Below are 12298 nucleotides of genomic sequence, written 5' to 3' on the forward strand. Positions count from 1 at the left end.
AGGTGGAAAAACGAAAACAGGGTCTTAGAGACATGGTTGAAGAAAAGTTTTTTGCAGACCGGGAACGTCTGACACTGGCGCTGGCCAACGAATGTGCCGCGGCACTGCACGCGGGTATCAAGGCGAATGGACAGGCCACCTTTCTGGTCAGCGGCGGCAGCTCACCGGAGCCGGTGTACCGCGAGCTTTCCCGACGCCCGTTGCCGTGGCAGAACGTGAACGTTGCGCTGGTAGACGAGCGCTGGGTGGAGAAAGACGAGGCCGGTAGCAACCTGGCATTTATCTCCAACAGTTTGCTGCAGAACGAAGCCAGCAAGGCGCCGTGCCTGGGAATGAAAAACGCCGCGGCCACGCCCGCAGAAGGTGAGGCCGATTGCGAGCGCGCATATCAGGAATTGCCGCGTCCATTTGATGTGTGTGTACTGGGTATGGGTAATGACGGACATACCGCATCGTTCTTTCCCCATGCGGAAGGCCTTGCAGATGCGCTGGACACCAAATCGGAAAAACTGTGCAAAGCCATTACCGCAAAGCAAAGCGCAGTGACTGGCGTGCACACCGAGCGTATGACGCTTACCCTCGCGGCCATTCTGCAAGCAAAAGAAATCAAGTTGCTGATTACCGGTGAGGAAAAGCTCAAGGTCTACCGGCAGGCGCTGCTGGGTGACGACGAGCTGGAAATGCCGGTGCGCAGTATTCTCAAGCAGGGACTGAAGCCGGTTACTGTTTATTGGGCACCGTGAGCCCGGTTGGGTTCGTATTTAAAAAGAATTGAGACCTATAGGAAGTAGATGATGCAAGAGTCACTTGTACCCGTATTGGAACAGGCCGGTGTCGTTCCGGTTCTGGTTATCGATAACGTCAGCGAAGCTCTGCCTCTGGCTCAGGCGCTGGTTGAGGGCGGCCTGAATGTACTGGAGGTGACTCTGCGCACCGAAGCGGCGCTGGCCGCAGTTGAAGAAATTGCCAAGCACCTGCCGGATGCACACGTCGGTACTGGTACCGTGCTGAATGCGGCGGACGTACGCCGTTCCGTTGATGCTGGTGCAACTTTCATGGTGAGCCCCGGTGCTACCGAAGCGCTGCTGGATGCGGCGGGCGATGTTTCTGTTCCCATGCTGCCTGGCGCGGCGAACCCATCCGAAGTGATGCGTCTACTCGAGCGCGGCTACCGCTATCAGAAGTTTTTCCCTGCAGAAGCTGCGGGTGGTGTGCCGATGTTGAAGTCCATTGGTGGCCCGCTGGCGCAGGTGAAGTTCTGCCCCACTGGCGGTGTTAGCCCAAAGAACGCCAAAGACTACCTGGGTCTGGCCAACGTGGTTTGTGTAGGCGGTTCCTGGATGGCGGCACCGAAGCTGGTGGCCGAGAAAAACTGGGCGGAAATCACTCGCCTGGCAAAAGAGGCCACTCTGCTGAAGGGCTAATTTCCCGGCAGAATCGTTTTCACAGAGTAAACACGTGCTGGGGGGGACACGCCCGGCACCCCGTATAAAAATTCATAAATTTTCAAGACACAGAGGGTGTAGCGATATGAAACTCAGAATTGCTATCAATGGTTATGGCCGCATCGGCCGCAATGTAACGCGCGCGATCTATGAATCCGGTTACAACGATCGCATTCAGCTGGTTGCCATCAACGACCTGGCGCCGGTAGAAGCCAACGCTCACCTTACCCGGTTCGATACCGTACATGGCCGTTTTAATACCGACGTTGCGGTAGAAGGCGAAAACCTGGTTATCGGTGGCGACACCGTCAAGGTTTGCCAGGAGCGCAACCCTGCGGCGCTGCCCTGGGGTGAGCTGGAAGTGGATCTGGTGTTGGAGTGCACCGGCCTGTTTACCGGCAAAGAAGCGGCGTCCCAGCACATGCAGGCCGGCGCCAAAGCGGTACTGATTTCCGCACCTTCCGGCGACGCAGATCTGACCGTGGTTTACGGTGTTAACGACGACAAGCTCACCGCAGAGCACAAGGTTGTCTCCAACGCATCCTGTACCACCAACTGCCTGGCACCTGTAGCCAAAGTTCTGAACGAAGCCATCGGTATCGAGCGCGGCTTTATGACCACTGTGCACGCCTACACCAATGATCAGAACACCCAGGATGCCGTACACAAGGACATCTACCGCGCCCGTGCCGCAGCTGACAACATGATCCCGACCAAAACCGGAGCTGCTGCCGCGGTTGGCCTGGTTCTGCCGGAGCTGAAAGGCAAACTGGATGGTATGGCAGTACGCGTACCCGTGAACAATGTTTCTCTGGTGGACTGCCAGTTTATCGCTAGCCGCGAAACCACTGTCGATGAAATCAACGCGATCATGCGCGATGCCGCTGGCACCATCAAAGGCGGTGTACTGTCTTTCTGCGAGCAACCGCTGGTTTCCGTAGACTTCAACCACACCTCTGCTTCCAGCCACTTCGATGCCAATCACACCCGAGTGAACGGCAATCTGGTCAAAGTAATGGCTTGGTATGACAACGAGTGGGGCTTCTCCCACCGTATGCTGGATACCAGCCTGGCGATGGCCAAGGCGCTCGAGCTGTAAAGCCAGCGTTTAAAATAAGGCTGTCATAGCAGCCTGATAACGTGAATGTTATCGCACCGGTGCGGGTGCAATACCCGCTCCGGTTTTGCTTTTCTGCAGTCAGCGCCGACTGTAATAAAAACAATATTCGCCTCTCATCCAATCGAAAAACGAATACCACCAATATGATTCGCCATACCAAAATTGTTGCCACACTCGGTCCGGGTACTGATAAGCCGCGTGTTATTGACGAGATTATCCGCGCAGGCGTCAACGTCGTGCGCCTGAACTTTTCTCACGGCAGTGCCGATGACCACCGCAAGCGCGTGGAAGAAGTGCGTCGCGCCGCCGCTGAACAGAACAAGCTGGTGGCTGTGCTTGGCGACCTTCAGGGGCCGAAAATCCGTATTGCCCGCTTCGCTGAAGGCAGCATTTTTCTCGAGAACAACGCCGAGTTCACCCTCGATGCGGATTGCCCGAAAGAGGGCGGAAACCAGCAGCGTGTGGGCGTGGACTACCCGTCCCTGATTGCGGATTGCAAGCCCGGCAATATCTTGCTGCTGGACGACGGCAAGATCCGTCTCGAAGTGACCGGTGGCACCAACAGCAAGTTGTTCTGTCGAGTGCTTCAGGGTGGCAAGCTGTCCAACAACAAGGGCATTAACCTGTTGGGCGGTGGCCTTTCTGCTCCGGCACTGACGGAAAAAGATTACGAAGACATCAAGCTCGCCGCTGAGCTGGATGTGGATTTCCTCGCAGTGAGCTTCCCGCGCAGTGGCGAAGACCTGGAAATCGCACGCAAGGCCATGCGCGAAGCGGGTAGCAATGCTGCCATCGTCGCCAAGGTGGAACGCGCGGAAGCGGTGAACAATGACGAGCAGATGGATGACATCATTCTCGCATCGGATGTCATCATGGTTGCCCGTGGTGACCTGGGTGTAGAGATCGGCGATGCCGCACTGGTGGGCGTGCAGAAAAAACTGATCAACCGTGCCAATGCTCTGAACCGCGGTGTGATCACCGCAACCCAGATGATGGAATCCATGATCACCAACCCGACGCCGACGCGCGCCGAAGTGATGGATGTTGCCAATGCGGTGCTCGATGGCACCGATGCGGTGATGCTATCCGCGGAAACCGCTGCCGGCGATTTCCCGGTTGCCGCTGTGGAGTCTATGGCGGAAGTGGTTGTGGGGGCAGAGCAGTACCTCGGTACCACTACCCGTCCGGCAGCGGACCGATCCTCATCAGAAACCATCGATACGGTTATTGCCCAGGCGGCGATCGAGGCTGCAGTCCGGGTTGAAAATCTGAGCGCGGTAGCCGCGCTCACCGAATCCGGTCGCACCCCGCGCATCATGTCCCGCGCGACGTCGCAGCTGCCAATCTACGCGCTGACCCGCCACCCGCGTGTTGCACGTCAGCTGGTATTGCTGCGTGGTGTCGAGCCCATCGAGTTTGATCCCGCTTCTGTTCCCCTGGGTCACCTGACCGATGCCATCATTGAGGTGCTGGGATCCCGGGTAACCCTGGAGAAGGGTGAGCGGATCCTGATTACTCAGGGGGAGCGCCTGAATATGGGCGGCGGCACCAGCTCCATGCGTATCAAGGAAATTGAATAACCCGCAGGGATATCCGCTGGCGGTTCAGCTCTGTAGATAGTGTTGCTCCCGACTCCGGTCGGGAGTTTTACTTTTGGCCTGCAGCTTTCTCTGCTGACACATTGGGGCTAGCCAGTTATTTGTGCTGTATGTTTTTTCTCCTGATTTGCGCCCGGGTTTCGAGTAGTTCCATGCCAATTGTCACAAGTGACAGGTTGGTGTTGCAAAATGCGACAAAAAAGCCGGATATTTCCTTTCCCCGTAGGTAGCTTTTTTATTTCATTCTGTGTATTGTCAATCTTGAGAATGACAGCGCTATCATAAAAACGAATGACAGCGCTATCATTTTGAGGTACAAGGTGAATAAAAAGTTTCTAACCAAACCTTTATATCTATAAAAAAGGAAGGGGAAATCGATGCTCAAGCGCAACAAACTCGCTCTCTCGATCAGCGCAGCTGTACTGAGTGGTGGCCTGATGGCTCCACTGGCAGTTGCTCAGGACTCAGCTCTGGAAGAGATTACCGTTACCGGTATTCGTGGTTCTCTGCAGGATGCTCTCAGCACCAAGCGTGACTCCAACTCTATTGTCGACGCAATCTCTGCAGAGGATATCGGCAAGTTCCCGGACAAGAACGTTGCAGAATCCCTGCAGCGTGTCCCGGGTGTTACCATCCAGCGCCAGTTCGGTGAAGGTGCCGCAGTATCTATCCGCGGTGCGGGTAACGACCTGACCCTGACCACTCTGAATGGTCAGAACGTTGCATCTACTGGCTGGTTTGTACTTGAGCCCGCCAAGCGTAGCTTCAACTACGAGCTGCTGCCCTCCGAGTTGGTTGGCAACATCGAAGTTTACAAATCCTCCCAGGCTGACCTCGCAGAAGGTGGTGTTGGTGGTACCGTAGTTATCAACACTCGCAAGCCGCTGGACCTTGATCCGCTGACCCTGCAGGCCTCTGTAGAAGCATCCCAGCAGTCTGACTCCGACTCCACTGACCCGCAGTTCTCTGGCCTCGGCAGCTGGAAAAACGACTCCGAGACTTTCGGTGTACTGATTTCCGCGGTATCCCAAGAGCGTCTGCTGCAGCGTCAGGGTAACGAAGCATTCTGGGAGTGGGGCGCCGGCCCGGTTGCGTTTGAGCAGGAGCGTAAGCGCTCTGCGATCAATGCTACCTTCCAGTACCAGCCGACCGAAAACCTCGACATCGTGCTGAACGCCATCGACATGCAGATGGAAGCAGATAACACCAACTACGCACTGTGGCTGACCCAGGGCAACTGTGGCTGGTGTGGTGTAGATGTTGATCCCGCTGATCAGCTGAACGGCACTACTGCGCGCGGCCCGGTTAACCTGGCCTACCTGCAGGCGCGTCCGCGTGAAGCGACCATGAACTCCGACGTTTTCGACCTGACCACTACCTACACCGGTGATGGCTACGAGGTGAGCGTACAGGTTGGTTCTACCTCTTCTACCGGTGGTACTGATTTCGAAATGGTGGTGGAAGACGGTTCCGGCGGTCTGGCCCTCGATGGCGCAACCTACGACTTCATGAACGGCAGTCAGACCTGGGACCTGAACGGTTTCGATATGGGCAGCTATGACCCGGGCAGTGTGGTCATGGGTACCGGCGCGAACTTCAATGCGACGCCGAAAACCGACGAAGAAACTTACTTCCAGGCTGACCTGGAGTTTGATGTGGCGTTTGGTGCGATTAATAGCATCAAGACCGGTATCAAAACTGCCGACCACAATGCGACCAGCCGTCGCTTCGAGTTCATTCAGGATGCGGATTTCGATCCCACCATCTCTACCGATGGCATCCTGGATGGCACCATCAGTGCCGGTGCTGGCGGCTACTCAATCCCGAAACTGGATGACGATGCGCTGAAAGCGTGGGCTCGTTCCTCTATCGTTGACAAGGTTGAAGACCTCGGCTCCTACAGCGAGATCGATGAGACCAACTCCGCGGTATACGTGATGGCCACTTATGAGGCTGGTGAAGTGCGCGGTAACTTCGGTGTACGTTACGTGTCCACCGACGCTACTTCCACCTACTATATCGACGGTGTTAAAACCGAGACCGACGCCGACTACTCCGTCGTGCTGCCCAGCTTCAACCTCGCGTACAACCTGAGCGAAGACGTTGTGCTGCGTACTTCTGCGGCGAAAGTAATGGCCCGTCCGCAGTACGTCGACATGTACGTGAACCCGAGCCCCATCGGTGCTGACGACGAAATCGACAACAACCAGTTCTGGGTGACCGGTAATATTGGTCTCGAGCCGTTCCTGGCGAACCAGTTCGACTTGGGTGTTGAGTACTACTTCGCTGAAGGTTCTCTGATCTCTGGTGGCTTCTTCTACAAAGATGTGAGCAACTTTGTAACCATCAGCGAGTACAGCGCATCTGCTGGCGAGATCCCGTTCGATCTGCCGGCCAGTGAAGCTGCTTTCGGTTGGACCGTTCAGGAGAAAGACAACGGTGAAGATGCGAAAATTACCGGTATCGAGCTGGGCTACCAGCAAGACTTCGGTAACGGCTTCGGTGCCATCGCCAACTACACCTGGACCGATACCTCCACCGACAAGATGACCTTTACCGATGGTAATCCGTTCCTGAGCGACAGCTCCGAGAACGTATACAACTTGACCGGTTACTACGAAAATGACATGTTCTCTGCCCGTATTGCTTACAACTGGCGCAGTGAGTACATGATTCGTGAGTCCGGTTCCTACGGTAATCGTCTGCACGATGACTTCGGCAGCCTGGACCTGAGTGCCGTTTGGTACGCTACCGAGAATCTGGATGTCAAGCTCGACGTTAACAACCTTCTGGCAGAAGAATCTGTCCAGATCGGTAACAATGCTGAGCCTGCGCCGGGAACCGGTTTTACCTCTGGTTTCCCGCTGTATGAGTACGAAACTGCTCGCCGTATCAACATCGGAGCTTCTTACAAGTTCTGATAGCGAGATAGATTCGCTGAGTAACGGAAAAAGGGAAGTTTTTGCTTCCCTTTTTTCGTATGAAAAATATACTAGGCGGGCTTTTTTAGAATAACTTCAAATCAATAAGGTGTTGTATGGCCACTGTAGAAGCCCCGAAAATCGTTCCACTGCGTAGTGATGTTCACGGAAAGCTGAAAGTACGTGAATTGGGGACCTTTGAGCACGTCAAGAATGCACACATGGTGCCGGTAACTGCTCACGAATTTGCCCGTCTTGGGGCAGAATACCCGATCGTTTTTGTCAAGAATTCCGATACCGGTCAGTTCCAGTCTGTTGCATTGCTCAGTCTGAAAGTGGGCGAGAACCTGTTCGTGGACGGCGAGTCCTGGAAAGGCGTATTCGTACCTGGTGCTGTCCGTAATCACCCCTTTATCCTGGCTCCGGCTGGTGAGAACAAAGAACAACTGATGGTTGGCCTGATCGAGAACAGCCCGGTAGTTGGTGAAGAGGAAGGCAACGAGCTGTTCACCGAATCTGGAGAAGAGTCCGAATACCTGAAGGCGAAGAAAGAGTCTCTGGTGGGGTACCTGGAAAGCGATCAGATGACCAAGGCGTTCATCACCATTTTGGCCGAAAAAGACTTGCTGACCACTCAGAACGTCGCAGTCAACGCTGGCGGTGAGAAGATCAACCTGACCGGTATCTACATGGTCGATGAGAAGAAACTGGGCGAACTCAGCGAAGAAGATTTCGCCGATTTCCGCAAGCGTGGTTTCCTGCCGCCGCTGTTCGCACAGCTCGGCTCCATGCATCAGTTCTCCCGTCTGGCCAAGATGCAGGCCGGCGCCTGATAGTCGAACCTAGTTTGATACAATGACTATCAATAGCTCTGAGCAAATCAAGCGGGTATTGGTAGTCGGGGGTGGCACGGCCGGCTGGTTGTCGGCCTGTCACCTCGCCAAGAAACTCGCTTCCTCCTCTCCCGCTGGCGTTCAGGTAACGCTGGTCGAGTCCGAAAATATTCCTACTATCGGTGTTGGTGAAGGCACTGTACCCGCGATCAGGGAATCCCTGCGTTACCTCGGGATCAGCGAAACCGAATTCGTTCGCGAATGCGATGCCACATTCAAGCAAGGCATCAAGTTTGCAAACTGGGCACGCTCACCTGATATTTTTGGTTCTGATTACTATCACCATGTATTTGATTATCCCGACAGTGGATCCGGGGATCTGACGCCGTACTGGCTGCAAAACAGCAATGGCCGCAGTTATGTGGATGCCGTTTCCGTGCAGGGTGCCATCTGCGATAGAGGCCTCGGCCCCAAAGACATGACTGTGCCGGAGTACGAGGGAATAGTTAGCTACGCCTATCATCTGGATGCGGCGAAGTTCGCCCGTCTGCTGACTCGGCATGGTGTGGATAAACTTGGGGTCCGGCATGTACTGGCTGATGTGCAGCGAGTGAATTGTGACGAGTCTGGGGATATTTCTTCGGTTACCACTGCCGCGGGAGAAACCCTGGAGGCGGACCTCTTTGTGGATTGCACCGGTTTTGCGTCGCTACTAATCGGACAGTCCCTCGGGGTTGAATTCATCGACAAGCGCCACATCCTTTTTGCAGATTATGCTCTGGCTGCCCAGTTGCCATATTCCGATGCGAATGCGCCGATCCCAAGTTTTACCATCTCCACTGCTCAGGAGAGTGGCTGGATCTGGGATATCGGTCTGTCGGAAAGACGTGGTACCGGGTACGTGTATTCGAGCGCGCACACGGATCATGATCAGGCTGAATCTGTTTTTCGGCGTTATCTCGGTGATGATGACGGCAATCTGTCCGTGCGAAAAATTCCCATGCGCGTCGGCCACCGGGAAACGTATTGGCAAAATAATTGCGTTGCTATCGGTCTGTCGCAGGGGTTCGTGGAGCCTCTTGAGGCCACCGGTATTCTGGTTTATGACGCGACTGCGAGAATGCTGGCAGAAATCTTTCCTGCAAGTCGCTCGGTGATGCCCATTGCCGCGAAGCAATTCAATCGCGCAGTCCAGTACGCCTGGGACCGGGTGATTGACTTTATCAAGTTGCATTACTGCATCAGTCAGCGACGGGATCACCCGTTCTGGGTGGATAATTGTGATGCTTCGTCCATTCCTGATACGTTGCAAGAAAAGCTGCAACTCTGGAAAGCTCAGCCTCCCAGTGTTTACGAGTTTCCGAGCAAGCTCGAAATTTTTAATCTGGCCAATTACCAGTACGTTCTCTACGGGATGGGGTTCGATACCAATATTGGTACCCAGCTGTCCGGGCGCTATCCAATGATGTCGGATGCAATCGATCGGATGACCGATATCTCGAGTTATGCTTCCCGCTTGCTCGGCAGCTTGCCGGAGCATCGAACCCTGGTTGAGAAAATAAAAAAATACGGTTTACAAAAAATCTAGCCACTTATGCAGTCTCACACCGTTAAAACATTGAATATTGTGGGTGGAGGAAGTGCCGGCTGGATGGCCGCAATCTACCTGAATCGTTATTTCAATCGCGAAGCAAAAAACTTCCAGATCAACGTCATAGAGAGTCCGGACATTGGCATCATTGGCGTCGGAGAAGCAACGGTCCACAGCATTCGTTTCTTCTTCGGTGCAATGGGGTTGGATGAAGCCGAATTAATGGCTGAAACCAATGCGACCATCAAGTCGGGAATTATGTTTCGTAACTGGATGAAGCCGGTTGCAGGAAAAACCCACGAATATTTTCATCCTTTTGATCAGCAGCAGCCCGGCGGCTCTGTGGATATCTCCAGCGCGTGGTTTGTTGGCGAACGCCAGTCGCAAGAGCGCTACGACGAAGGTGTCAGTGTAAATTCCCATCTTATCAAATGGGGGCATTGTCCAAAGGGGGCGTCTTCCCCGAATTATCAGGCGGTGGTTCCCTACGGTTACCATCTGGACGCTACGCTGTTAGCTCGCTTCCTCAGGCGTAAAGCTGTGGAGCAGGGGGTTAGGCACATTGAAGCCACGGTTACAGATGCGGCTGTCGTATCCGGGAAAATTTTGTCAGTGGAGACTGACCAGGGATCTGTTGCCGGTGACTTCTTTTTGGACTGCACCGGGTTTCGCGGACTTTTAATCGACAAGCTTCAGAAGGATAACTGGGAGTCGTTTACCGATGTTCTTCCCTGTGACAAGGCTGTGGCGATCCAGCGCGAGCTTCCCCCTGGTGAGAAGCCGCGTTCCTATACGGTTGCGACTGCGCTCTCTTCTGGTTGGGCTTGGCAGATTGACCTGATCAATCGTCAGGGCAGCGGATATGTCTACGATAGTGGGCGGCTTTCGCCGCAAGATGCGGAAAGAGAATTGAGGGAGTTTCTCGGCCCTGAATCCAGTGTGCTCAAGTGTACGCATCTGGATATGAAGGTCGGGTGCCGCAGGAATACCTGGGTTGGGAATTGCGCGGCAATTGGACTTTCCGGGGGCTTTATCGAGCCGTTGGAGTCTACCGGCTTGCATATGATCCATCTGGGTGTGAGTCTGCTAGCCACTCATCTGGCTGGCGATGATGGCAGTGATGTACTGCGTGATTCCTACAATGAAAAAATGCGCGGGTTCTACCAGGATCTCAAGCAATTCATTGTGCTGCATTATTGCCTGTCCGACCGCGATGACAGTGATTTCTGGCGTTCAGCATCTGCGACTGTAGAAGGTTGCGCTTGGCTGAAATCAAAATTGCCGCTCTGGAAGCGCAAAATCTGTGAGTATCAGGACTTTGCCGGGAGTTACGCGAGTATCTTCACTGATACCAACTACCGCTATGTATTGTACGGCATGCAGCACTACCCGGCTCCCCAGTTCGCAATGTCAGAAAGTGAAGTAGACGGTATTTTCCAGCGTTTTTCTCAATTGCTGGGGCGTGCGAAATCCGGAACTCTGGATCACTCGCAGTTTCTGCAGGCAGTGCACGCCAAAAGGCGAGGTTGAACGGGGCTATGAAACTTATTCCCGCCCGGGACACCTGTCGCTCAATCTCGCCCTGGATACTTTGGCTGGCCATGTTTTATGGCCTGTGGGCACTGTTTGTCTCCAGTTATAACCTTTGGGATACCGTGGCAGAGCACTGGCCCATGGCGCTGTCCATGGCTATTGGCTCCTACGCGGCGGGCTCTACGCCCATGGGCGGCGGCACTGTCGGGTTTCCCGTACTGGTGTTGCTGTTCGATATGCCGGCCAGTCTCGGCCGGGATTTCAGTTTTGCGGTGCAGTCCATCGGTATGGTCAGCGCCAGTATCTTTATTTTCTGTCGGCGCCAGTTGCTGGCCTGGTCCATGTTGCGCGGTGCGTTGCTGGGAAGCCTGTTGGCGACGCCACTGGGTATTCTCCATTTTGCACCCCTTGTTCCCGAGCTGTGGGTAAAACTGTCGTTTGCGGTGATCTGGGGGAGCTTCGGAATTCTGCATCTGTATCGCCTGCGCGAGATTACTGGTCACGATCACGCGGGAGATCCGCGTTGTCCCAAGGATTTTCGGGTGGGGCTGATGCTTGGGGCGATTTCCGGTTTTGCTGCGGTATCGGTCACCGGGGTGGGTATCGATATGGTCATCTACGCGGCACTGGTGTTGCTCAGCCGTGTGGATCTCAAGGTCGCCATTCCCACATCTGTGGTCATCATGGCGTTCTCTTCCGTGGTGGGCGTTGTGGTGAAAAGTGTTGCTGGTGACTGGCAGCCGGGGGTGCTGGGTAACTGGCTGGCTGCGGCACCTGTGGTAGCACTGGGAGCGCCGCTGGGGGTATTTGTGGTCGGGTTGATTGGGCGCAAACCCACTCTGCTAGTGGTGGCCCTACTGTGCATTGTGCAGCTCGTATGGACCTGTATTTCGGAAAGGGCGACCCTGGGGGTTGCCGGAACGGCTGTCGCGCTGGTCTCGGTGCTGGTGTGTCTCGCTGGATTCGAGGCGCTGCGCCAATTGGGGCTGCGCCGCGAGCGCGAACGCACTCAGGCTGCTGAGTCGGATGTGGATATCCCTTTGAATCAGCTGGCGCCGGGATCATAGCTGCTTTCAGCTATCGAATAGCTTTACATAAGCTTCCGGCTTCACACCTGTGTGTTTGCATTCGGATCCGGCAATAAAAAAGGCGATCTCGTAAGAGATCGCCTTTTTCGTATATGGCTGGGGTGGAAGGATTCGAACCTTCGCATGACGGGATCAAAACCCGCTGCCTTACCGCTTGGCTACACCCCAG

The 12298-nt window shown here is 54.7% G+C and carries 9 protein-coding genes and 1 tRNA gene; 9 read left to right on the forward strand and 1 reads right to left on the reverse strand.

The window, feature by feature from the left end:
- Window positions 1-2: 2 nt before the first annotated feature.
- From pgl to B4U49_RS10395, 9 genes are all read left to right on the forward strand, one after another.
- Window positions 3-743, forward strand: a complete 741-nt coding sequence (gene pgl, locus B4U49_RS10355; protein ID WP_338036829.1) for a 6-phosphogluconolactonase — start codon at window positions 3-5, stop codon at window positions 741-743.
- A 51-nt stretch (window positions 744-794) separates the two neighbouring features.
- Window positions 795-1424, forward strand: coding sequence for a bifunctional 4-hydroxy-2-oxoglutarate aldolase/2-dehydro-3-deoxy-phosphogluconate aldolase (locus tag B4U49_RS10360; protein WP_078084518.1), 630 nt, complete (start codon window positions 795-797; stop codon window positions 1422-1424).
- 106 nt (window positions 1425-1530) lie between these two features.
- Window positions 1531-2544 (forward strand): type I glyceraldehyde-3-phosphate dehydrogenase, encoded by a 1014-nt coding sequence (gap, locus tag B4U49_RS10365; RefSeq protein WP_078084519.1) that lies wholly within the window; start codon window positions 1531-1533, stop codon window positions 2542-2544.
- Between the two features lie 164 nt (window positions 2545-2708).
- A complete protein-coding gene (gene pyk, locus B4U49_RS10370) occupies window positions 2709-4145 on the forward strand; it encodes a pyruvate kinase (RefSeq protein ID WP_078084527.1) in 1437 nt (478 codons plus the stop codon).
- Window positions 4146-4540: 395 nt separating this feature from the next.
- On the forward strand, window positions 4541-7084 hold the full coding sequence (locus tag B4U49_RS10375; RefSeq protein ID WP_078084520.1) for a TonB-dependent receptor: 2544 nt from the start codon (window positions 4541-4543) through the stop codon (window positions 7082-7084).
- A 116-nt stretch (window positions 7085-7200) separates the two neighbouring features.
- Window positions 7201-7917 (forward strand): SapC family protein, encoded by a 717-nt coding sequence (locus B4U49_RS10380; RefSeq protein WP_078084521.1) that lies wholly within the window; start codon window positions 7201-7203, stop codon window positions 7915-7917.
- Between the two features lie 22 nt (window positions 7918-7939).
- Window positions 7940-9505, forward strand: coding sequence for a tryptophan halogenase family protein (locus B4U49_RS10385; protein ID WP_204903020.1), 1566 nt, complete (start codon window positions 7940-7942; stop codon window positions 9503-9505).
- Between the two features lie 6 nt (window positions 9506-9511).
- Window positions 9512-11038, forward strand: a complete 1527-nt coding sequence (locus tag B4U49_RS10390) for a tryptophan halogenase family protein (RefSeq protein ID WP_078084522.1) — start codon at window positions 9512-9514, stop codon at window positions 11036-11038.
- Between the two features lie 8 nt (window positions 11039-11046).
- The gene (locus B4U49_RS10395; RefSeq protein ID WP_078084523.1) at window positions 11047-12108 is read left to right on the forward strand and encodes a sulfite exporter TauE/SafE family protein; all 1062 of its coding nucleotides are present in this window, start codon (window positions 11047-11049) and stop codon (window positions 12106-12108) included.
- Between the two features lie 114 nt (window positions 12109-12222).
- Here the strand turns inward: B4U49_RS10395 and B4U49_RS10400 are convergent.
- Window positions 12223-12297 (reverse strand) — tRNA-Gln (locus B4U49_RS10400).
- Window position 12298: the final 1 nt, after the last annotated feature.

The organism is Microbulbifer mangrovi, assembly GCF_002009015.1.
Taxonomy (GTDB): domain Bacteria; phylum Pseudomonadota; class Gammaproteobacteria; order Pseudomonadales; family Cellvibrionaceae; genus Microbulbifer; species Microbulbifer mangrovi.